Source organism: Delftia sp. BGA-UO-ETr-SB1 (assembly GCF_059567865.1).
This window is the reverse complement of record NZ_JCAQOW010000004.1, coordinates 931,696-950,838: the sequence shown is the minus strand read 5'-3', so window position 1 is coordinate 950,838 and position 19,143 is coordinate 931,696. Positions and strand designations below refer to the sequence as shown.

Below are 19,143 nucleotides of genomic sequence, written 5' to 3'. Positions count from 1 at the left end.
TGATTTGGTGTTGCTGCCATTGGTGTTCAGACGACGATGAATTCATGGGTGTCGCTGCCGTGGCTGTTGACCAGCAGCTCGCGCAGACGGCGTTCGGTGGCGCGGTGCGCGCGGATGAAGGTGCGGGCAGGGATCACCTCCAGCACCTGGCCGTAGGCTTCGCCGAACTCGACCAGGTGGCCCAGCTGCACAGCGTTCAGGCGCATCTCCTGGCCGTGGCCGTGCTTGCGGCCCAGGTCCACGACGGCCGCCACTGCATCGGCAAACAGGCTCTGGGCCTCGGGCTCGGTGAAGACACCCATGCCGAGCAGCGTTTCGGACAGGTTCGCGGCGTCGGCCAGGTCGCGCCAGTGCTGCACTGTCGGCGCGGCGTAGCCCACGGCATGCACGGCGGCCTGGACTGCAGCGGCCAGGGGATCGCGCTTGCGCTGGTGCAGCGGCTGCCGCTCACTGGCCGGCAGCTCCTGTGCCAGCGTGTAGGTGTAGGGCAGCGTCAGGTAGTCGCGGCTCACGGAGGAATGGATGGCGCTCATAGCTGGCTCCCCTGCTGGTGCTGCGCCACGGCGGCGGCAGTGCGGCGCTTGGCTTGGCCCAGGCGCATCCGGTCTGCACGGGCCTGGACTTGAACGGGCGTGAAGCGCGAGGCCTTGAGCGCGAAGGCTTCACGCAGGGTGGCCAGTTGGGCCAGAACTTCGCGCCTCGGGCCGCTGGGCATGGACTCGGGCGCCGGCAGCGCCAGGGCTGCGCGCGGGGCCGGCAGCTGCAGCTGCTCGCGCAGGTCGTCGGTCAGGCCCTCCAGCCCGCCCGGCAGCCGGCCTGCCGTGATGGCTTCCTGCACCGCGCGCGTCCGGGCTTCGGGGTCGTGGCCCAGGCTGACCTGAACCACGGGGCGACGGCGCAGCGCGCGGGCCTCGCCAGTGATCCGGCCATAGGCCTCGATGAAGGCCTGCCGCGCACCGAACTTATCGCCAGCAGTGAGCAGCGGCGCAGCCACGGCCCAGGCCTGGGCGATCTCGTCGGTCCACACCACAGTGGCCTGCTGGTCTGCGCTGGTCAGCGCCAGGCCATAGGCTTCCGCGGGCAGCATGCGGCCCATGGCGTGGTCCACGTACTGCAGCACGGTGCCGGTGAGGATCGGGCCACGATGCTCAGCGCGGATGCGGGCCAGGGCCAGGCGCAGCACAGGCTTTTCGATGTGGGCCAGGTCTTCCGCCAGCAGCAGCAGTGCAGTAGGCCGGACCTGCTGGCCGCTCAGCTCCATCGTGGCGCCCAGCTCCTCCAGCAGCCAGTCGGTGTCGAGGTCGTCACGCATTGCCGCCCTCCCCGTTGCCCCGGCCGCCGCGCTGGCGCAGCAGCCGCTTGGCCTCCTCGATGGCATCGAAGTTGGCGCTCGTCTTGTCCGCTGCCTGCGCAGCCGTGCCGGTCACCGCCTGTCCACGGGCCCACTGTGTGCGGAAGCTCTCGGCCTGGTTCACCAGCACGCCGACGCCGTGGGAGTTCTTCACCACGAAAGCCTCGTTCACGCTGGACACGTACCAAGCCGCAACCAGCGGCGCTTCCTCGAAGCCCAGGCGCTTGACCAGCGTCTTCACGTTGGCGTTCACGACCTGGTTGCGCACCGGCTTGACGCCATATCGCTGCTCGTAGGCCAGGCTGTACGCCGCCCAGGTGAGCTTGCAGGCTGCCTGCAGGGCTGTCTCCCCGTCGTCTCGATCGCCGCCAGCCCCATCGGGGGCCGACGGCGCAGCCGGCGGGAATGATTCGTTGGCGGTTCCTTTACGGTTCCTATTACGGTTCAATGATGATTTGGGTGCGCCATCTGCACCCCTGGGGTGCGCCATCTGCGGGGGTTGAGGTGCGCCATTTGCACCCCCTGGTGCGCCATCTGCAGGAGGTGGTGCGCCGTCTGCACCCGGTGCGCCATTTGCGGGGGGTGCGCCATTTGCGCCCGGTGCGGCAGCTGCACCCGTGCCACGCTTGCGCTTCGCGGGCGCTGCAACCGGGTTGAAGTTGGCCGGCGTGATGGTGTAGCTGGTGCTCGAGTTGATGCGGTATTCCCGGAACACTACGCCCACCGTCTGCAGCCATGCGATGGCATCTTGTACGGCACGCTCGGACAGGCAGGTGCGCTTCGCAATCGTCGCAACGCCGGGCCAGCACACGCCGTCATCGTTGGCCTGGTCAGCCAGGGAAATCAGCACCGCCTTCTGCGCGGGGGACATTGCCAGCGGCCAGCAGGCCGCCATGATCATCGTGCTCATTGCTGCGCACCCTCCTGCGCCAGGCGGGCCTGGTGCTGGCCCCACAGGCCGGCAATCCACGTCACGCCCTTGCTGGTGAACTTGGCCTGGGTGAAGGCGTGGTCGCTGTGCTGGGCATGGCCTGCCTTCACCACGAAGCGGCCTGCGTCCATGTGCTGGGCCAGCGGAGTCAGCCGGCCCCCCAGGTGGTACATCACCTTGTTGTCCAGAAGGAACGCGCGGAAGCGCTCCTCGTTCGCGCGCAGCAGCTTGCAGACTTGGCGGAAGCCCATGGCGCCGGTCTCGGCCGCCACGAAGCGATCCACAAACTCTGCCTTGGGCGCGGCCAGGGCCAGCGCCTCGGCCGTGCGCAGCTCGGATTCCTTGGCATCTGCCCAGGCGCGTGCGGCGGCCACGGGATTGGAGAAATCCGGCAGCGCGGGGGCGGCCTGGGCCTCCAGTTCCTGCCAGCGCTTCACCACCTTCATGCGCGCCACGGCGTCGTAGCCCAGCAGCAGGGTCAGGCAGGTGTCGCGGTCCAGTTCGTACTGCGGGTAGCGCTGGCCGTTGGCGCCCGCGTAAGTCGTTGTTTCGCAAACAGGATTCAAATTTGAAGCCTGCAGGTCGTCCAGCATCGTACGGATGTCGCGCATCACGTTGCCGTGGTCGCGGCCCGTCAGCTCGGCGATTTCGCGGCTGCTCATGGTCAGCACGGCAGCAGAAATTGCAGTGATCGCGTTCATTGCCCGGCCCCCCAGAATTTCCGGGCCGGAAATGGGCCTGTCAAATGCTCCCGCAGGTCCATAGCATCAGCGTCATGCAACGCTTTTTCCGCAACCATCAACGTGTAAGTCTTCTCGTGGACCAGCAGGTAAATGCAGTCCCGCTGGCAGGCCGACGAGTTCTGTTTGCGCATGGCTGCACGACGCCTGAAAAGCTCCGCAGTGCCACTGTCAACCCACGTCTTCATGCAGGTGTCCAGAGCGCCATTGGGGCCGGCGATGCCACGGGCAAACATCACGTCGCCACCTTCAGCCTCGTCCAACCGGGCTTGGACATGGGCCAGCACACGCTCCGCTTCCTCGGGGGCCAGACCCTTCAGCGCCTTGATGATTCGATCCGCCGCGTCAATCTCCGCGCGGCTCAGTACTTGGGGGGTGCCACGCATTCGGGACTACTCCTTGAGATAAATGGCGGCCGTGGGCACGTTCCTAGAATGGGTGTTCCACCAACCATCCATCCGAAAGCCCCAGGCCATGAACGAAAAAATCAACGATTCCGATGTGTTAGCTGCCGTGAACCTCATCGCCGCCCGCGTTTATCACGATGTGCGAGCGGGGAACTTGATGCAGTTGCCGGAGGAGGTTGCGAAGGCATATGCGGCGATCCAGCGCGCTCGCGTGCTGATTGCAGAGCAGCAGGCTCTCCAAGGCCCAGACGAGCACCGGTAAGACGGAAGTACTCGGCTGCGTACAAGCGCTCCAGCCGGCGGTTCTTGAGCCTCTGTGCTGCTGGCGGGACATCGGCGCCCCAGCGGTATGGCATATGCATGGTCTTGATCCTTGGGAGGGGTGTCCGCCACCTCCCGGGGCAGAATGGGAGCTCCTACACAACCATTCCCGAGAGGGGCGGACATGAAACAAGAACTGATCGGGCCCACAGCAACTCTCGCTGGAGCAATGCTCTCGAAGATCGAGTTGGAGTACAGCGACTTCACGCGGGGCATCGTTGCCAAGACGTTCGAAGACGCTTACTACGCACTGCTGGAAGGCATTCAGCGCGTGGACACTGCAGAAGAAGCCCGGCGTGCGGGGCAGGCACAACACCCCACCCAAGACGGAAGCTGACGCGTACCGGCAACCTTCCCAGACGTGCGTCCTGCTGCGCAGCAGGGTCACAAAGAACGCCGACCCTCGGCACCAACGCTTCCCCGAAAACCTGTTGCTCGTCGGCTGGGCACCGCCCAGGCGGTACGGCTTAGGCATGGCCCTGCTCCTGGGTGGTGGGTTGTGCACGACGACGCCGTTTGCCCGGCTTTGACATTCGGCCAACAACACCCATCACGCGGTCCGCTGTGGCTTGCGGAAGCACATCGGGCCAGAGGTAGATGGTCTGAACTGCGCGGTACCCCATCGCTTCGGCGGCCTTCTTTGGGGTTCCACCCAACAGCTCGATAGCACGATCTTTCTTCATGCTTGATTGTAAACATGTTTACAGACAAGCGCGCAACCGAATTTACACACCAAGGATTAAGGTGCGTCATGCTTTACGGGGAACGTCTACTTCAAGCCATGCAGAAGCGATCGGAAACGCTTGGGCGTGAGATCGAGCGCAAGGACGTTGCCAACGCGGCTGGAACATCCGTCCAGAACATTGGCATGATCCTGACCAATGCCAAGGGGCGGGATCAAAAGCTGCGCACCGAAGCGCACGACAAAGTTGCCGCTTATCTGAAGGTGAATTCGAGGTGGCTGCTGACCGGGGAAGGTCAGATGGAGCAGGCACCTACGATCAGCGCACCATCAGAGCTAACGCCTGCAGCAGTTGAGCTGGGGGTGCTTTTTGACATGATCCCGCAGTCGGACAAGCTCAGTCGAGCAAAGGCATTCAACGCGGCGAGCACTGCCATCATGCAAGTGCTGCAAGACGTGTCCGCCAAGTCTTAAGCAGCTCCTCGCTCGGGAAGATCAAGGCTTTTACGCCCTGAGTCGTCAACTCGCGGATACACCCCTCAATCTCTGCGTCAGCTTCACACGCACTTCGCGCTCTGACGAGCGTGCGCCCTTCAGTCGCGTCCGAAAGTACTGTGTTTCCATACATGTAGCAATCATAGCTGCGACCAAAGATGCCCCACAAGCGGAATCTTCCGGACAAGTAAAAATGGCTTTTTGTAAACTCATCTACAAATAATTGAATGCAATCATGTAAACATGTTTACAATAAATTCCAGCGACCCGGCACCGCACATGCGGACAGGCAGGGAAGTTGGGCACCACGGCATCGACCGGGATGGCCCCGGTCTTTAACAAGAGAGCTTGAGTACAGATTGGTTGAGGCGGCCGCTGACGGCGCGTGAGAAGTTCAGCGGGAAGCGGGCTGGATCGCTCCAGCCCGCCCCACTCGGTCACAGCATCAAAAGGAATGCGACGAACGCCAGGATGACCCGAAGGCACTTGGCGACATCGACATTGATGCTCACACGCACAGAAGTCTTCATTTGGATTGCTCCGGTGAAGACCCGTGGCCACGGGTCAAGAACCCGCTTTGCACTTATTACGCGCCCTTGCTGGCGCGGCCAGTTGCTTACCGCGAATGGGCTTCTGGCATCGGCTTGGAGAACAGGGGCAATGCTCTTATCGCCGAGCAGGCGGGACATCCATCCCATACCACCCCAAGTCACCGCACCTGTAAGCGCCTTGCTAAGGCGCAGTGGGAGTTAGCGGCTCCCACGGCAAGTATCTCAGATGGCCGCCTCATCCAATCTGCACTCAGCTCTCGCACTGCACGCCGATGTTGCTTGCCCCACCTGAGGGGCATTCGTCCGGCGCAATGGCGCTCCTGGGCATGGGCCAGGTCAGCGCGCCGCGTCTCCGCGCGGTTGCCAGTCCGTCAAAGCACGGTTCACGGCATAGGGAAGGAACTGCGGGCGGCATGCCCTGTAGAGAGTAGGCGGGAGGCAATGAAGGGTGCGCGCCAGCGCATCTGGAGCCGACGATGGAACACCGCCCAGGCATTCCGGTGACGAACGCAGTGAGATGACACCACGGAGCAAATAAACGGTGCGGCATGTTGATGCCGCGCAGCTGCTACCAGATGCAGCACGCCCTCCCCGAGCGCATCGGGGCGAAACAAAAGCGGCTTCCCAGGGAGGCCGCTTTTGTTTCCGCCACCACAGGAGAGACCACCGTGAACCACCAGCCCATTGGCCGCGTGCCAGCCCTGGCAGGATTGCCTGGCGCCGCATTGCTTGAACCCGCTCGACTTGGGCAACTCGCACAAGCGTTGAACCCACAGACCACCAGCCCGACAGCAGCAGCCCTTTCCAAAGCCTCCGCACAAGCAGAGCAGTTGCGCGCCACGGCACAGCGCCTCATCAAGCGCATGGCCCCCGTCATGCTTCCAGCCACGGCTGAGTCAGGATCTGCGGCTGGCCAAGGCATTGGCAACCAAGCACGCAGCAGCGCGCCACTGGTTTCGCAAATCGACACGCTCACACACAGCATCGAGCTGGTTCATGCAGAACTGCTGTTGCTTGAGCAACGCTTGGCGCTGTAATACTGTACAAATTCTCAGTAGCTGTATATATTTACAGTTCAAAAAGGAGAGATGTATGCACTGCAAGCCCGGTGATCTGGCCATCGTGGTCAACGACTATGAGTACCCTGCGAACAACGGTGCGCTCATGCGCATCTGGAAGCCGGCCCCTCCCGGTGAGTTCGAGATCCCAGCGGACTGGATCGGTTTACCGCTGTCCACGTTCCGGTTCGGCGACCGCACCATCGAGCCTGGCGCCCGAGCCATCGTTGTCTACCGCGACGCGGAACTGAGGCCGCTACGCGACACCGATGAAGATGACGAGACCATCGCCTGGGCGGGCCCAAGGCCTGCTATTCCGCAGGAGCAGCTGCTAGCAGAGCGCGGAACTGCAGCGCAAATCTCTCGACTACGGGCGAAGGTTGAGCAGGTCGACCGGTTCGTAAGCGGAGACTGGAGCTTGGCCCTGGTCAGCGGCGAGCTCGGCTTCGAGGTTCGAGTCAAAGACACCGTGATGCCGGTTGGTGGTGTCAAGTCAGGCGACAGCATCCTCCTGGAATACAGGAAAGGTGGACATCCTTTCCTCGGCCCTTTCACCAAGGTCTGCGTCGAGCACACATGAAACTGCGCCTCGGCATAGCGCCGGGGCCATCAAGAAAGAGCGCGGCACTGAAAAACTGCAACCGGGCGTGGATGAAGGTAATCCGAGATGCCGCCACCGACAGACTGTCCGCCGGGTGATCCGCTCTTTTTCTTGATGGCCAATCGTGACAGGCATTTGCCCGCCTGCAAGCAGTGAGAGTCTTGCCACCGTCGAATTGAGAATAAGCCCGGGCGAACAGGGCTGGCCATCTTCATTTCTGACTGCGATACGATGCCCGCCGTACAAATCACAATAAGAGAGAGGCATTAAATGCTGAGACTCATTGTTTACGTGCTGCTCGCGGTGGCGGCCTGGAAAGCGTACACGGCATATCAAGCCAAGACTGGCGGCCTATCACCAACCCTGCTGCTCACCGAGCCACGCACGCGCAGTATCGATATCGGCAGCAGCACTTCAAGCACGCCCAAATACACATGCGACGGGCGCACGCACTGCTCGCAGATGACCTCCTGCGAGGAGGCCAAGTTCTTCTTGCGCAACTGCCCCAACACGAAGATGGACGGGGACAACGATGGCATCCCTTGCGAGCGTCAACTCTGCAACTGATGCCAACGATCTTTTACCTCCTGTACATGTTTTCCTGATCATGTCCGGGCCATACTGAGTCCAACAGTTTCACGCCGAGCCTGGGTTTCATCCTCCCTCCCTCTCTAATTCCCAGGCACGCCTTCAAGGCATCGGCACTTTCCACCAAGGCCCTGCAGCTCCCCCAGTTGCAGGGCCTTTTTTGTTTCGTGGGTCGCCCTGTGCGGCATTTGGCCTGCCCTGCAGCAATGTGGGGCGGGCGCTTTTTTGAGGTCCACCATGAGATCCAGATTCAACCGCCTGCGAGGCGAACGCGGCCGCGTCGCGTATGAGCCTCAGACCTATGCCGACTGGCGCGAAGAAGAGCGCCTCATTGCCGAGCAGGAGGCCCAGCGCCAACTGCAACGAGCAGCAACCAACCCAAATCCGCCTCCTGGCGGATTTGTCGTTTCAGGAGAGCCGAAATGCAGCGAGTGATCCCCACCGAACCTTTCAACCCCGACCCCGATGCACGCTTCCTCCGCGAGGCCTCGCGCCCTGGCCCTGTGGCCGAGCCGGCGTCCACGCCCGGCGGCTGGCTGCTGCTGTGCCTGGCTTTGCTGGTGACCCTGGTGCTCAGCACATGTGCACATGCTGGCGCGGCCCAGGAGCCCGCGGCCAGCGCAGCGGACGTGCAGCGCGCGCGCAGCGCCGCCCAGGCCTGTCCGCCCAGCCATGCCGTGGTCTGGAACGGCCCGAAGTCGATGGAATGCCTGCGCGAGCTGCCATGACCAAGCTTCTCGGATTTTTCCTCTGGTCGGCCATATCGGCTGCCGGCCTTGCTGCTGCGGTCGCCATTTCCGGAGCACCTCTTTTCTGACCTGGAGCACCAGCTCATGAGCCATTCCACAAGCCCCATCGAAGGCGCGCGCATCACCCGCGAAATCACGCCAAACCACCACGCCCATGCAATGACGCATGTGGCCGAGCCCATCATCGAAATTCTGAGCGCCTATGGCCAGCGCAACGGCAACGCGTTCGCCGTCTATGGCGGCCTGTATGCCATGGGCTGCGCCCTGGCCAGCATTGGCACGAGCCTTGAGCCCGGCGTGGATCTGCGGCAGCAGCTCGAACCGATGCTCGCCGGCTACGAGGCGATGCGCGAGTCCCAGGTCAAGGCACAGGCCCACTGATCGCCATGCCGAACCCCGAGAAGTTCAACCTGTCGCAGATCTGCGCCGCATTCGCGCCCGTGCTCCAGCTCAGCGCCGCCAACCTCGCTGCCCTGGGCGTGCCCTTCGAGAAGGACCGCAGCGCGGTGCTGATGAACGCCCGCGACCTGCCGCGCCTGGCCGATGCCCTGATCGACCAGCTCTATGCCAAGCGCGAGGAGTTCCTGGCCGGCATCGCGCCGCGCGCGCCAGCGATCTCCGCGCCCTTCATCCAGCACCTGCCGGCCGACGACACCGAGGGCGGCGCGATTTAGCTGGCCCTCCCCTGCTCTCCCTCAACGCCCACCACCTGGTGGGCATTTTTTCGCCTCAACCAGATAGGAGCATCCCGTGAGCAAGCTCATCAATCCCACCCTCAAGGCCAAGCGCCAAGCCTTCGCCGACTTCCTGGCCAACAGCGCGCCATTCCTGGGCGAGGAGGCCACCGAGGCACTGAACGACCTGGTGCACGCAACCACGGAAACGGGCAAAGCCGGTTCGCTGACTCTGACCATCAAGATGAAGCCGATCGGCGGCAAGGCCGGCCAGATGGAGCTGGACACCGATGTGAAGACAAAGCTGCCCGCGCCTACGAAGGGCCGAACCATCCTCTTCACCACCCCAGACAACAACCTGCAGCGCAGCGATCCCCGCCAGCAAACGCTGGATGGCGTGCGCGACGTGTCGCAGGAATCCATTGCCCAGAAGGAGCGGCGCCAAACCGCTGCAGCCCCTGAGCAGCAGCCCGGCCTGCGCGTCGTCGGCTGACTCCCATTCCCCCAACCCAGTCCCTCAAGGAGAACCCCGTGGACCTGCAAGACACCAAGACCGAAACCGCCAGCCGTGAAATCCAGGCTGCCAGCCATCAGCCCGTGCGCTTTGTTGGCGCCGGCGCGCCCATCGTGCTTCTGCCCGAGGGCTTCACCGCTGAAGACTTGAGCCACACGCTCGCGGCCCCGACCCGTAAGAAGGGCACGGTGCAGTTGAACGATGCCGAATCGTTCATCGCCGTGGTCAACGACCAGAAGGGTGAATCCACTCGCCTGTTCAGCACCATCGACCCGCCCACCTTCACTGCCGTGTTCAACCACATCGCGCTCGGCACTGGCTGGGGCGATCACCAAGCCCGCTACAACGCCCCGCTTGCACCCGAGTGGAAGGCCTGGACCGGCATGGATGGCAAGAAGGTCGGCCAGGTCGATCTGGCCCAATTCATCGAGAGCAACCTTGTTGATGTCGTGTTCATCGCTGCTGACCCAGCCTCGCGTGAACCCGGCAGTCCGGACGGTTCCACCCTGCTGGAGGTCTGCCGCACGCTGGAAGCCAAGAAGAAGGTGGACTTTAAGAGCAGCGTGCGCCTTTCGGACGGCTCGACCCAGTTCACCTACGACGAAGACGTGCAGGGCAGCGCGCGCCAGGGTCAGCTGCAGGTGCCCGAGCAGTTCAGCCTGGGCATTCCCGTCTTCGAGAACGGCGACAAGTGGCGTGTGGATGTGCGCTTCCGCTACCGCATCGACGGCGGCAACCTCGTCATGTGGTTGGAGCTGGTCCGTCCGCACAAGGTGATCGAGCAGGCCGTGAAGGACCTGCGCGAAAAGATCGCCGCCGCCACCGAGTTGCAGATCCTCAACGGCGCGCCGAACACCGCGCGCATTTGATCGCAGGGGCGTCCTGTTGGGGCGCCCTTTGCGAACGACACCGCCATGGCCACTACCTCCGAAAAGATCTGCATCAGCTGCGATGAGTCCTGGCCGGCCGACGTGGGCTTCTTCCGCGCCCTGGTCAAAAGCCCCGACGGGCTGGCCGACCAGTGCAACGCCTGCGTGTGTGACAAGTACCGCCGCTATCGCATCCGCAACCCCTCCCGCCCGCGCGTCACCGACACGCTCGCCAGCATCTGGATGCAGCGCCCGGTGGTCACGGCCTCGACAGCATGAACCAAGACACCGAACACCAGCCCACACGCGCCGAGCGCGATCTGCCGGCCGCGCGCCGCGCCGCCGAACGTGCCCGAGCACTGTGGTGGGACGAGCAGAAGCCCACTCACTGCTTCGGCTGCAGCGCCGAGCTGCCCGAAGACCATCACCGCGGCGATGCCCTGCCCTGTGGGCATTGAAGCTATACGTGCAAGCGCTCCAAGAACTTAGAGCGCACACGCACCTGAGTGCCTGCGTGCTCCGGCTCCTCCACTTCCACCAGCAGCATGTGAAACCGGGCTGCATCGTCATCCGACGGCGGTGGCCCTGGGGGAGCCAAAGCGCCGACTTCGTAGACGGAGACCCCTGGGTCTTCGCCCTCGCGCCTTACAAGAAGAACTCGCCGAACGAACTGAACATCGGCGAAATCGAGTTCCGCTTCGGTGATCCGAACATCCATAGCCCCCGCTCCTTCGTAGCTCCAGTGTTGATTGGTGGGAGCAAATTTACCTCAACAGCGCCACAGCGCAATCCATGACCATGACCTCCACATATCAGAACCTGCTGGCCCAGAAGGCCGAACTCGAAGCCCTGATCGCAGCTGCTCAGGCCGAACACAAAGCCGGGGGCATCGCCGCAGCCCGCGCGATGATCCAGGAGCACGGCTTGACCGCTGCCGATGTCTTCCCGGCCCAGGGCAAGAAGCCCAAGGGCAGCGTTGGCGCCCCGAAGTACCGCGACCCCGTCACTGGCGCAACGTGGACCGGCCGGGGCAAGCCGCCGAACTGGATCAATGGGAAGGTCCGGGAAAGTTTCCTGATCATTTCCTGAGGGTGTAAGCACAGGGCGCGAGAAGCGCTCCCTCCCGAGGCATTTCGCTGCCCTGATGCGCTTCTACATATAGGTAATTGTTGTTACCCAAACGGTTTTACTCAGCAAATCAGAGTAGTGTGAAAAAGTTGGTCATTTTCGGTCAACGCGCACAGGACCGGAGGTCCACATGAAATTCAAAGACACAAAGGATTCATTAAATCGTCGCCAAAAATCCTCTCTTCCAGATGTTGATAGTCATGCTGTATCTAACGATGACTATTTCCGCACGCCTGACCCGCCACGCAAAAAAATGCGCAGCGACTGGGACACGGAATCGCTGATAGATCTGGATGCTGGTGTACAGCAGGAAACACCTCCGCCCTACCTTAATGGGCGATGATTGGAGTTCAATATGCTTTCGCAACCTCGCACCCCTTGGGAAGTCTTCTGGGATTCTGTCAAGAGTATCTTTTCTCCAGGCGTCCAGATAGAAGCGATTGATAGCAAAAAGAAGAGTGATTCGTTATCCAGAGAGGACCGGAGGATTTATGAAGAAGAAAAGCAAATAAATCGAGATGCTTAACCAAGCAAATAAAATCTCCGTTAACCAAATCAAAGCCACTAAATAGTGGCTTTTTTTCGAGGTATGAGCACAGCGCATAGGTGCTGTTCTGATACCGCCCCTCTTCCGACGCCAGCCACCCAACTGGCTGCCGATACACCGCAAGGGGGTGCGCGCCAAGTCTAGGCGGTGCCTCAAGCCCCTGGGTGCGCGCCAGGGGCTTTTTCTTTTCATGCAGCCTTTAAACTGCATCTCGCTTGGAGGCATGGTTCCAAGGAATCGCCTTAATTCTACTTTGTGTAAAAGCTATTTCCGCTGTGGAGGCAAGGGCTGGGGCCCAGGAATTCCGCGATAAAACGACAGGCACCGACAACGCTTTCGGTGCCGCCCAGGGGCTTTCCTGTCGAGTCCCATCCGGTCCAGGTAAATCGTCCGGCCAGGATGCCATACTCGTCAACCCGGAGGTTCTCTATTTTGTAGGAGCTAATACCCGGGCGAGAAGATGGGGCATCGCAGGTAAGGCTACCCGCCGAATTTAGAGACTGCCCTGACATCTCAAAATTGCCTTCATAAAAGCATAGGCGACCGTTTTCAAACACCTCATTCATCCGGAAAATTCCATTTTTTGCATAGATGAAGATCGATCGTGGCTTCACCTTGTAGACCATCTCCCGGGTAGTCAAGTAGCTGAATCCATGTTCAGTGAGGCGGCTCAGATGGTCTTCGAAGCGAAATCTCTTCATGACTTGAGTGGCTTCGCCAGGGAGTGTGATGGACGCTGATGCCTCGGTGTCGAAGACGATGCGAACAGGGCCCACGACTTGGACAAATTCGCCGTTCTGCGCCGGCCCTCCCAGCACACGACCGCCCTGGTATTCGGTCAACTCCCCCTCGAAGATCTTTTCGTCCTTCAACTGGCCTGCCGCTTGCAGGAAGAGTGCCGACCCGTCCGTCCTATAGCCGTAGTAGGTGACGATGACATTCAACCCGCTTTGCCTGTCAATCTGAATTCCGCGCCCTGGCTTGCCGTTCAGCTCTCCATCAATCGCCCACATACCCGAATCAGGCAGCGCCGCCATTGCAGGAGCAGCCAGACAAGACGCGAAGGCAGAAAATACCAAACTACGAACAAAGCGATTCATCACAACTCCATTGATATTTGAGCTACACAAAGTCGCCTGACTATAGCTGGCAACCCACTCAATCCGATATCTGATTTCAAACACCTCAACGAATCGGATCTAAGCAACCTATCCGCCTGCCAACTCCGACAGAGCGAGTTAGGTCCTCCCCCGAAGCCCTCCCGGTCATGCCGCGAGGGCATTTTTTTGGTCCAAATTAGAGGAGCCGCATGCTCACCAATCAATTTCTCCTGCCCCTCGCGGCAAAGCTGGTGATCGACCTGTTTGCCGGCGGCGGCGGCGCATCGACAGGCATCGAGCAGGCCATCGGCCGACCCGTTGATGTCGCCATCAACCACGATGCTGACGCTATCGGCATGCACGAGGTCAACCATCCGCAGACCAGGCACTACCGTTCCGACATCCGAGAAGTGGACCCCCTCGCTGTGACACGCGGCGAGCTTGTGGGCCTGCTTCACGCATCGCCCGACTGCACGCACCACAGTCAGGCCCTGGGCGGCCAGCCCCGCAACGGGGAAATCCGGTCGCTCGCATGGATCGTCATCCGCTGGGCCGGCAAGACCCAGCCCGATGTCATCACACTGGAGAACGTCGAACAGATGATGCAGTGGTCCCCGCTGATTGCGAAGCGCGACCCCGCCACGGGCCGCGTCATCACGCTGGACCGCATCACGGACCCTGCCACGGGCAAAGCCACCTTCCGCGTAGCCGAACCCGGCGAGGTGGTGCCGCGCGGCAATCAGTTCCTGGTGCCAGACCCCAAGCACAAGGGCCGCAACTGGCGCCACTTCATCCAGGCGCTGCGCGACCTGGGCTACAAGGTGGAATGGCGGGTGATCTGCAACGCCACCCTGGGTTCTCGCAGCACCCGCACACGGCTGTACCTGATCGCCCGCCGCGACGGCCTGCCCATCGTGTGGCCAGCGCAGACGCACTGGAAGCATCCGAAGGCGGGCCAGAAGCCATTCCGCCAGGCAGCCGAGTGCATCGACTGGAGCATCCCCGGGCAAAGCATCTTCGGGCGCAAGAAGGAACTGGCGCCGGCCACCATGCGGCGGATCGCGCATGGCCTGGACAAGTTCGTGCTGAACAGCCCCCAGCCGTTCATCGTGAACATGGCCCATGGCGGGAAAATCGAAAAGCTCGACCGACCCATGAGCACCATCGCCACGGAGAAAGGCGGGTGCCGTGCCCTGGTGTCACCGACCCTCATCCAGATGGGCTACGGCGAGGCCAAGGGCCAAGCACCGCGCGTGCTGGATCTGTCCCAGCCGCTGGGCACGGCCGTGGCCGGCGGCATCAAGCACGCCATCAGCTCGGCCTACCTTGTGCAGGCCGGGCCCGGCGAGGGAAAGGAAGGCAGCAAGCGCTGGAGCCACGGCGCCAACGACATCCGGGGGCCGTTGGGCACGGTGACGGCCAGCGGCGGCGGGCAGAGCCTGGCATCCGCGTTCATGGTCCAGGCCAACGGCGGGTTCAACAGCACGCCGGCCCGCGACCTGCGCGAACCTGTATCGACCGTGACCACCAGCGGCAGCCAGCAGCAGCTGATCGCCGCCCACCTGTGCACGCTGCGCCGGAACAGCGTGGGCCGCGACATGCGCGAGCCCGTGCCCACGGTCACCGCCGGGGCCGAGCACCATGCCCTGATCCAGTACCACCTGTCGCCTGAGCAGGAGGCCGGAGCCCTGCGCTGCGCCGCCTTCCTGATGCGTTACCACGCCAATGGCGGCCAGTGGGCGGACCTGCGCGATCCGATGACCACCATCACCACGCACGACCGCCTTGCGCTCGTGACGGTCTGGCTCAAGGGCGAGCCCTGGGTGATCGTGGACATCACGCTGCGAATGCTGGTGCCGCGCGAGCTCTACAACGCCCAGGACTTCCCCCCGGGCTACGTCATCGACCGAACGGCCTCTGGCAAGCCCCTGACGAAAACCGCCCAGGTGCGGATGGTGGGCAACTCCGTGAGCCCCGTGCCCATGCAGCAGATCGTCTCGCTCAACTCGCCCGAGTCCACGGCCTGGCAAGTGCGCCGAGTCGCCTGACACCTCCAACCCGGCCCGCCACGCGCTGGCCGCCGCAATGACGCGGTTCTACGAGCGCACCCACGACATCAAGGAAACCTGACCATGGCCAGCAAGAAACCAAAGAACTGGCGCGACAAGCGCGCGCCGCTCCCCGACAACGACGAACCACCAACCTGGCCCGCACCCGCGGGCCTTTTTCATTGAGGACGAACATGTCCAAGAGCATCACTCTGAACTTTGCACCTGCCGTGCTCGGCCGCGAGCATGCCGCAGCCTACGTGGCGCTGAGCGTAAGTTCCTTCGAACAACTGGTGCGTGAGCGCCAGATACCCCAGCCCCGCCAGCTTTCTGCCAGGCGCGTTGGCTGGCTGCGCGCGGAGCTCGATGACTGGTCCGCCCGTCGGCCAGCGTCCGAGCTGCTGCCACCTGAGAACACCGGTGCCCCTAAGCCCCGATGAACTCCTCCAACTTCGCATCGAGCGCCGCCAGCCATTGGCTGCGCTCGGCGTCGTACCGGTAGAGGTTGTAGTCGCCCGCCACGCCAGGGAGGACGTGGCCAAGGATCGCCTCCCCAACCTCATGCGGACAGCCCATCGACGCCAGGATGGTGCGCCCCGTCCGCCGAAGATCATGCGGTGACCAATGCGTCACGGTCAGCCGCGCCCGCTTGTGCTCGGGCTTCGTCTTGCTGTAGGGCTGCAGATAGTGCACCTTGGTCTGCATGTAGGCCTGGGTCTGCCCTTTAAGCACACCATCGCGCCCGATGCTCGGGAACAGCCATTGCCCCTCATTCGCCAGCAGACGTCGCACGATCTGCTCGGCCCGACCGAACAAAGGCACACGCAGGTCATGTGCGACCTCAACGTGCCGAATCTTCATTGCCTCCTTGGGCACGGTCCACCAAAGCACACCCCCCTCCTCCGACAACTGCTTCTTCTGCATCTGGCAGATCTCCCCGCCGCGCGTGCATGTCCACAGCTGCAGCGTCAGGAAATCCTGAACCTGCTGGCTGAACATCGACAGCTCACCGCCGATCAGCGTCTTGATCTCCGCTCCGCTCAGCACGCGCTTGCTGGTGCCTTTGTGTTTTCCATCTCGCACTGCCCCTTTGCTGCGAAGCTTGTGGGACGTGCGTTCCGCCCACCAGTTGGGCATGCCGTCCGGAATTCGCCCTGACTCCAGCCCCACGCGCCATGCAGCTGCCATCTCCGTCTTCACGGACTTGGCCAAGACGGGGCGGTCGGCCAGACCTTCAATGACGTCGTAGACAAAAGAGCGCCCCACCTCGGCCACGGATGTCGACTCCCGTCCCGAGATCGCATTGCGCAGACGCTGCTCGATGTTGCGGGCGCCCTTGGCCTCTCGGTTGACCATGAGATACCGGGCGGCATAGTCGTCCACCAGCTTGGCCAATGTGTAAACCTGTGCAACCGGTTGCGCCAAAGCCTTGCGCGCCAGCTTTCGCTCGTCCGCTGGATCTCTTCCCTGCTCACGCAGGTCCCGTGCTGCCTGCCATTCGGCTGCAGCCTGGGCTGGCGACATGGCTGGCCATTGGCCGAGTTTGACCTGCTTGAGCTTTACCGAATCCGCCAAGCTTCTGTAACGATAGGTCCAAGATTTCGTGCTGGCCGTCGCTTCGAGCCTCAAGCCTGGGCAACCTTGTACGACAATGTGTTCGCCCTGCTTTAGGGTCTTGGCTGAACGTGCGTCAAAGAACATCTGAAGCTACACCTTGAATGCCGGAAAAACCTACACAAAACCTATACCGAGCGGTGAAGTGTAGACGAGTCCAGGCAAGCGCAGATGAAGCACAAAGGTAAGCGCAGGAATGGAATAAATCATTTGCCGACAACATCTTACGCGGCAAACCAGAGATAAATCAAAGGCTTATGACGGATTCACAGGCAATGAACATCATCATTCTTGACGACTACCAGGACGCCGTGCGCAAGCTGGACTGTGCTCGTCTGCTGGAGCCCTTCAACGCCAAGGTCTTCACCAATACCGTCAAGGGCGTTGGCCAGCTGTCGGTGCGGTTGCGCGATGCGGACATCATCGTGCTGACCCGCGAGCGCACGCAGATCAGCCGGCAGCTGCTGGAAAAGCTTCCGCGCCTGAAGCTGATCGCGCAGACCGGCAAGGCCGGCGCCCATATTGATGTGCAGGCCTGTACCGACCAGGGCGTTGCGATTGCCGAGGGCGTGGGCTCGCCCATTGCGCCGGCAGAGCTGACCTGGTCGCTGATCATGGCGGCCACGCGGCGACTGCCGCAGTACATCGCCAACCTCAAGCACGGCGCATGGCAGCAATCGGGCTTCAAGGCTGCGTCCATGCCTGCGAATTTCGGACTGGGCAGCGTGTTGCACGGGCGCACGCTGGGCATCTGGGGCTACGGCCGCATTGGACGGCTGGTCGCGCACTACGGCCATGCCTTCGGCATGCAGGTTCTGGTCTGGGGCAGCGAAAGCTCGCGCCAGAAGGCCCAGGCCGATGGCTTTGCGGCGGCGGAATCGCGCGAGGCTTTCTTTACCGAATCCGACGTGCTGTCCATGCATCTGCGACTGCATGAGGCCACACGCGGCATCGTCACGGCGCAGGATCTGGCACGCATGAAGCCGACCGCCCTGTTCGTGAACACCTCGCGCGCGGAGCTGGTGGAGGCCGATGCCCTGCTGGGTGCGCTCAACCGAGGCCGGCCGGGCCTGGCGGCCGTGGACGTGTTCGAGAGCGAGCCCATCCTCCAGGGCCATGCGCTGCTGCGGCTGGAGAACTGCATCTGCACGCCGCACATCGGCTACGTGGAGCAGGACAGCTACGAGCTGTACTTTCGCGCCGCCTTCGACAATGTGGTGAACTTCGTTGCGGGGCAGCCCAGCAACATCCTCAATCCCGAGGTGTTCTCAGGCCCGGCCCGCGCAGGCTGACGACCGGGTCAGGCGGGGGCTTGCGCCGCCCGCCCTTGCCCGGCACTCAACGGCTGCCCTGGCCGGAGTCGCCACGTGCGGCCGTGGCGCGAAAGGCCAGTTCATCGGCCACCGCCTCATAGACGGCCTGGCGCACGACGGATTCCACCTCCTCGCGCAGACGCACGACGATGGACCGTGTCTGCTGCTGAACCACGGTGGCAATGGCGTCGCGCAAGCGCTGGTCCAGCACCAGGTCCACACGCTGCATGAGGCGATGGACCAGATATTCCTCGGTGACCTGCTGCGCATGACTGTCCCATATGGACTCCATGGTGGGGGCTGCCGGCATGGCGGGGGAAGCCGGCGTCGGCCCGGCAGCCGCCTCTGCCACGACAGCCTGCACCACCGGGACCACCAGGTCGGCAGGGACCACTTCCCCGGCCGGTGCCACGTCGCCCGCTGAAGCCACATCTGCCGCACCTGCCACATCTGGCGCATCAGTCACATCAGCCATTTCGGCCAGACGGCTTTCCTGGGCCAATTGCATTTCCACGGACGGGGCGCTGGGCGGCTGATAGTCCGAGAGCACAGGCTGCATTGCAGGTGTCGGGATTTCCTCAGGTGCATCCTGCTCGGCGACCATGGGCCGCTGCGGTTCCAGGTCCTGCGGCAGCGGCGGCAGGGACGCAGGCAGGGTGACCACGCCACGCCGAGGCGCCAGCATGCCTTCGCTGGCCCAGGGCGTCGCTTCGTCCGTCAGCGGAAGTTCGGACACGGGGTGTGCCAGGGGTGCCGGGGGTTCGACCGTCTGAACCGGTGCCTGCACCGCATCCACCGCAACGACATCGGTGAGCGTGGGAACAAAGCGCGGTGGGGTTTTGGAGGGAGGAGCGCTCATGGC

Annotated in this window: 28 protein-coding genes; 19 read left to right on the top strand and 9 right to left on the bottom strand. The window is 62.7% G+C overall.

The window, feature by feature from the left end:
• Positions 1 to 26: 26 nt before the first annotated feature.
• Genes AC57B5_RS04785 through AC57B5_RS04765 form a run of 5 tightly spaced genes read right to left on the bottom strand, consistent with a single transcriptional unit; the run spans position 27 to position 3,408 of the window.
• Positions 27 to 533 carry a hypothetical protein gene (locus tag AC57B5_RS04785; protein ID WP_496398870.1) on the bottom strand — a complete coding sequence of 169 codons (507 nt, stop codon included), beginning with the start codon at positions 531 to 533 and terminating at the stop codon, positions 27 to 29.
• Complete coding sequence (locus AC57B5_RS04780) at positions 530 to 1,312, bottom strand: hypothetical protein (protein ID WP_496398869.1); 783 nt, start codon at positions 1,310 to 1,312, stop codon at positions 530 to 532. Before AC57B5_RS04780 ends, AC57B5_RS04785 begins: the two co-directional genes overlap by 4 nt.
• Positions 1,305 to 2,261, bottom strand: coding sequence for a helix-turn-helix domain-containing protein (locus AC57B5_RS04775; RefSeq protein ID WP_496398868.1), 957 nt, complete (start codon positions 2,259 to 2,261; stop codon positions 1,305 to 1,307). Before AC57B5_RS04775 ends, AC57B5_RS04780 begins: the two co-directional genes overlap by 8 nt.
• Entirely contained in the window at positions 2,258 to 2,983 is a 726-nt protein-coding gene (locus AC57B5_RS04770) for a phage antirepressor KilAC domain-containing protein (protein ID WP_496398867.1), read from the bottom strand. The genes AC57B5_RS04775 and AC57B5_RS04770 overlap by 4 nt, the downstream gene beginning before the upstream one ends.
• Positions 2,980 to 3,408 carry a hypothetical protein gene (locus AC57B5_RS04765; RefSeq protein WP_496398866.1) on the bottom strand — a complete coding sequence of 143 codons (429 nt, stop codon included), beginning with the start codon at positions 3,406 to 3,408 and terminating at the stop codon, positions 2,980 to 2,982. The genes AC57B5_RS04770 and AC57B5_RS04765 overlap by 4 nt, the downstream gene beginning before the upstream one ends.
• 88 nt (positions 3,409 to 3,496) lie before the next feature.
• Between AC57B5_RS04765 and AC57B5_RS04760 the strand changes: the two genes are divergently transcribed.
• Complete coding sequence (locus AC57B5_RS04760) at positions 3,497 to 3,691, top strand: hypothetical protein (RefSeq protein ID WP_496398865.1); 195 nt, start codon at positions 3,497 to 3,499, stop codon at positions 3,689 to 3,691.
• Positions 3,692 to 3,874: 183 nt separating this feature from the next.
• A complete protein-coding gene (locus AC57B5_RS04755) occupies positions 3,875 to 4,087 on the top strand; it encodes a hypothetical protein (protein ID WP_063325497.1) in 213 nt (70 codons plus the stop codon).
• A gap of 130 nt (positions 4,088 to 4,217) precedes the next feature.
• On the opposite strand, the gene AC57B5_RS04750 is transcribed toward AC57B5_RS04755, so the two are convergent.
• On the bottom strand, positions 4,218 to 4,433 hold the full coding sequence (locus tag AC57B5_RS04750) for a hypothetical protein (protein WP_081816154.1): 216 nt from the start codon (positions 4,431 to 4,433) through the stop codon (positions 4,218 to 4,220).
• Between the two features lie 14 nt (positions 4,434 to 4,447).
• Between AC57B5_RS04750 and AC57B5_RS04745 the strand changes: the two genes are divergently transcribed.
• The 14 genes from AC57B5_RS04745 (at position 4,448) to AC57B5_RS04680 (ending at position 12,002) form a co-directional block, all read left to right on the top strand.
• Positions 4,448 to 4,906, top strand: a complete 459-nt coding sequence (locus AC57B5_RS04745) for a hypothetical protein (protein ID WP_319077130.1) — start codon at positions 4,448 to 4,450, stop codon at positions 4,904 to 4,906.
• A gap of 1,120 nt (positions 4,907 to 6,026) precedes the next feature.
• A complete protein-coding gene (locus tag AC57B5_RS04740; protein ID WP_496398864.1) occupies positions 6,027 to 6,515 on the top strand; it encodes a hypothetical protein in 489 nt (162 codons plus the stop codon).
• A 55-nt stretch (positions 6,516 to 6,570) separates the two neighbouring features.
• Positions 6,571 to 7,116 carry a hypothetical protein gene (locus tag AC57B5_RS04735; RefSeq protein WP_496398863.1) on the top strand — a complete coding sequence of 182 codons (546 nt, stop codon included), beginning with the start codon at positions 6,571 to 6,573 and terminating at the stop codon, positions 7,114 to 7,116.
• 291 nt (positions 7,117 to 7,407) lie between these two features.
• Positions 7,408 to 7,704, top strand: a complete 297-nt coding sequence (locus AC57B5_RS04730) for an excalibur calcium-binding domain-containing protein (protein WP_239971157.1) — start codon at positions 7,408 to 7,410, stop codon at positions 7,702 to 7,704.
• 258 nt (positions 7,705 to 7,962) lie between these two features.
• A complete protein-coding gene (locus tag AC57B5_RS04725) occupies positions 7,963 to 8,160 on the top strand; it encodes a hypothetical protein (RefSeq protein WP_496398862.1) in 198 nt (65 codons plus the stop codon).
• The gene (locus AC57B5_RS04720; RefSeq protein WP_496398861.1) at positions 8,148 to 8,453 is read left to right on the top strand and encodes a hypothetical protein; all 306 of its coding nucleotides are present in this window, start codon (positions 8,148 to 8,150) and stop codon (positions 8,451 to 8,453) included. The genes AC57B5_RS04725 and AC57B5_RS04720 overlap by 13 nt, the downstream gene beginning before the upstream one ends.
• A 105-nt stretch (positions 8,454 to 8,558) precedes the next feature.
• Positions 8,559 to 8,855, top strand: coding sequence for a hypothetical protein (locus AC57B5_RS04715; RefSeq protein ID WP_496398860.1), 297 nt, complete (start codon positions 8,559 to 8,561; stop codon positions 8,853 to 8,855).
• Between the two features lie 5 nt (positions 8,856 to 8,860).
• Positions 8,861 to 9,148: a hypothetical protein gene (locus tag AC57B5_RS04710; RefSeq protein ID WP_496398859.1), complete on the top strand. Its 288-nt coding sequence runs from the start codon at positions 8,861 to 8,863 to the stop codon at positions 9,146 to 9,148.
• 76 nt (positions 9,149 to 9,224) lie between these two features.
• Positions 9,225 to 9,641 carry a YfdP family phage-associated protein gene (locus tag AC57B5_RS04705; RefSeq protein ID WP_496398858.1) on the top strand — a complete coding sequence of 139 codons (417 nt, stop codon included), beginning with the start codon at positions 9,225 to 9,227 and terminating at the stop codon, positions 9,639 to 9,641.
• Positions 9,642 to 9,679: 38 nt separating this feature from the next.
• Positions 9,680 to 10,531, top strand: coding sequence for a YfdQ family protein (locus AC57B5_RS04700; RefSeq protein ID WP_496398857.1), 852 nt, complete (start codon positions 9,680 to 9,682; stop codon positions 10,529 to 10,531).
• Positions 10,532 to 10,576: 45 nt separating this feature from the next.
• Positions 10,577 to 10,810 (top strand): hypothetical protein, encoded by a 234-nt coding sequence (locus AC57B5_RS04695; protein WP_496398856.1) that lies wholly within the window; start codon positions 10,577 to 10,579, stop codon positions 10,808 to 10,810.
• On the top strand, positions 10,807 to 10,989 hold the full coding sequence (locus tag AC57B5_RS04690; RefSeq protein ID WP_310636845.1) for a hypothetical protein: 183 nt from the start codon (positions 10,807 to 10,809) through the stop codon (positions 10,987 to 10,989). Before AC57B5_RS04695 ends, AC57B5_RS04690 begins: the two co-directional genes overlap by 4 nt.
• A 334-nt stretch (positions 10,990 to 11,323) precedes the next feature.
• A complete protein-coding gene (locus AC57B5_RS04685) occupies positions 11,324 to 11,620 on the top strand; it encodes an H-NS histone family protein (protein ID WP_496398855.1) in 297 nt (98 codons plus the stop codon).
• Between the two features lie 169 nt (positions 11,621 to 11,789).
• Positions 11,790 to 12,002, top strand: a complete 213-nt coding sequence (locus AC57B5_RS04680) for a hypothetical protein (protein WP_239971149.1) — start codon at positions 11,790 to 11,792, stop codon at positions 12,000 to 12,002.
• Positions 12,003 to 12,454: 452 nt separating this feature from the next.
• Here AC57B5_RS04680 and AC57B5_RS04675 read toward each other — a convergent pair whose 3' ends face one another.
• Positions 12,455 to 13,306, bottom strand: a complete 852-nt coding sequence (locus AC57B5_RS04675; protein WP_496398854.1) for a hypothetical protein — start codon at positions 13,304 to 13,306, stop codon at positions 12,455 to 12,457.
• Between the two features lie 209 nt (positions 13,307 to 13,515).
• Between AC57B5_RS04675 and AC57B5_RS04670 the strand changes: the two genes are divergently transcribed.
• Both AC57B5_RS04670 and AC57B5_RS04665 read left to right on the top strand, forming a co-directional pair.
• Complete coding sequence (locus tag AC57B5_RS04670; RefSeq protein ID WP_496398853.1) at positions 13,516 to 15,354, top strand: DNA cytosine methyltransferase; 1,839 nt, start codon at positions 13,516 to 13,518, stop codon at positions 15,352 to 15,354.
• 194 nt (positions 15,355 to 15,548) lie between these two features.
• On the top strand, positions 15,549 to 15,794 hold the full coding sequence (locus AC57B5_RS04665; RefSeq protein ID WP_012205378.1) for a helix-turn-helix transcriptional regulator: 246 nt from the start codon (positions 15,549 to 15,551) through the stop codon (positions 15,792 to 15,794).
• Here AC57B5_RS04665 and AC57B5_RS04660 read toward each other — a convergent pair.
• Complete coding sequence (locus tag AC57B5_RS04660; RefSeq protein ID WP_496398852.1) at positions 15,781 to 17,055, bottom strand: tyrosine-type recombinase/integrase; 1,275 nt, start codon at positions 17,053 to 17,055, stop codon at positions 15,781 to 15,783. The two genes, AC57B5_RS04665 and AC57B5_RS04660, sit on opposite strands and share 14 nt — an antisense overlap.
• Positions 17,056 to 17,243: 188 nt before the next feature.
• Between AC57B5_RS04660 and AC57B5_RS04655 the strand changes: the two genes are divergently transcribed.
• Entirely contained in the window at positions 17,244 to 18,260 is a 1,017-nt protein-coding gene (locus tag AC57B5_RS04655) for a D-2-hydroxyacid dehydrogenase family protein (protein WP_013802619.1), read from the top strand.
• Positions 18,261 to 18,306: 46 nt separating this feature from the next.
• On the opposite strand, the gene AC57B5_RS04650 is transcribed toward AC57B5_RS04655, so the two are convergent.
• Complete coding sequence (locus AC57B5_RS04650; protein WP_496398851.1) at positions 18,307 to 19,140, bottom strand: hypothetical protein; 834 nt, start codon at positions 19,138 to 19,140, stop codon at positions 18,307 to 18,309.
• Positions 19,141 to 19,143 lie beyond the last annotated feature (3 nt).

Coding starts and splice junctions, on each gene's coding strand:
- AC57B5_RS04785 (WP_496398870.1), bottom strand. CDS start 533: ATGAGCGCCATCCATTCCTCCGTGAGCCGCGACTACCTGACGCTGCCC.
- AC57B5_RS04780 (WP_496398869.1), bottom strand. CDS start 1,312: ATGCGTGACGACCTCGACACCGACTGGCTGCTGGAGGAGCTGGGCGCC.
- AC57B5_RS04775 (WP_496398868.1), bottom strand. CDS start 2,261: ATGAGCACGATGATCATGGCGGCCTGCTGGCCGCTGGCAATGTCCCCC.
- AC57B5_RS04770 (WP_496398867.1), bottom strand. CDS start 2,983: ATGAACGCGATCACTGCAATTTCTGCTGCCGTGCTGACCATGAGCAGC.
- AC57B5_RS04765 (WP_496398866.1), bottom strand. CDS start 3,408: ATGCGTGGCACCCCCCAAGTACTGAGCCGCGCGGAGATTGACGCGGCG.
- AC57B5_RS04760 (WP_496398865.1), top strand. CDS start 3,497: ATGAACGAAAAAATCAACGATTCCGATGTGTTAGCTGCCGTGAACCTC.
- AC57B5_RS04755 (WP_063325497.1), top strand. CDS start 3,875: ATGAAACAAGAACTGATCGGGCCCACAGCAACTCTCGCTGGAGCAATG.
- AC57B5_RS04750 (WP_081816154.1), bottom strand. CDS start 4,433: ATGAAGAAAGATCGTGCTATCGAGCTGTTGGGTGGAACCCCAAAGAAG.
- AC57B5_RS04745 (WP_319077130.1), top strand. CDS start 4,448: ATGTTTACAGACAAGCGCGCAACCGAATTTACACACCAAGGATTAAGG.
- AC57B5_RS04740 (WP_496398864.1), top strand. CDS start 6,027: ATGTTGATGCCGCGCAGCTGCTACCAGATGCAGCACGCCCTCCCCGAG.
- AC57B5_RS04735 (WP_496398863.1), top strand. CDS start 6,571: ATGCACTGCAAGCCCGGTGATCTGGCCATCGTGGTCAACGACTATGAG.
- AC57B5_RS04730 (WP_239971157.1), top strand. CDS start 7,408: ATGCTGAGACTCATTGTTTACGTGCTGCTCGCGGTGGCGGCCTGGAAA.
- AC57B5_RS04725 (WP_496398862.1), top strand. CDS start 7,963: ATGAGATCCAGATTCAACCGCCTGCGAGGCGAACGCGGCCGCGTCGCG.
- AC57B5_RS04720 (WP_496398861.1), top strand. CDS start 8,148: ATGCAGCGAGTGATCCCCACCGAACCTTTCAACCCCGACCCCGATGCA.
- AC57B5_RS04715 (WP_496398860.1), top strand. CDS start 8,559: ATGAGCCATTCCACAAGCCCCATCGAAGGCGCGCGCATCACCCGCGAA.
- AC57B5_RS04710 (WP_496398859.1), top strand. CDS start 8,861: ATGCCGAACCCCGAGAAGTTCAACCTGTCGCAGATCTGCGCCGCATTC.
- AC57B5_RS04695 (WP_496398856.1), top strand. CDS start 10,577: ATGGCCACTACCTCCGAAAAGATCTGCATCAGCTGCGATGAGTCCTGG.
- AC57B5_RS04690 (WP_310636845.1), top strand. CDS start 10,807: ATGAACCAAGACACCGAACACCAGCCCACACGCGCCGAGCGCGATCTG.
- AC57B5_RS04685 (WP_496398855.1), top strand. CDS start 11,324: ATGACCATGACCTCCACATATCAGAACCTGCTGGCCCAGAAGGCCGAA.
- AC57B5_RS04680 (WP_239971149.1), top strand. CDS start 11,790: ATGAAATTCAAAGACACAAAGGATTCATTAAATCGTCGCCAAAAATCC.
- AC57B5_RS04675 (WP_496398854.1), bottom strand. CDS start 13,306: ATGAATCGCTTTGTTCGTAGTTTGGTATTTTCTGCCTTCGCGTCTTGT.
- AC57B5_RS04670 (WP_496398853.1), top strand. CDS start 13,516: ATGCTCACCAATCAATTTCTCCTGCCCCTCGCGGCAAAGCTGGTGATC.
- AC57B5_RS04665 (WP_012205378.1), top strand. CDS start 15,549: ATGTCCAAGAGCATCACTCTGAACTTTGCACCTGCCGTGCTCGGCCGC.
- AC57B5_RS04660 (WP_496398852.1), bottom strand. CDS start 17,055: ATGTTCTTTGACGCACGTTCAGCCAAGACCCTAAAGCAGGGCGAACAC.
- AC57B5_RS04655 (WP_013802619.1), top strand. CDS start 17,244: ATGAACATCATCATTCTTGACGACTACCAGGACGCCGTGCGCAAGCTG.
- AC57B5_RS04650 (WP_496398851.1), bottom strand. CDS start 19,140: ATGAGCGCTCCTCCCTCCAAAACCCCACCGCGCTTTGTTCCCACGCTC.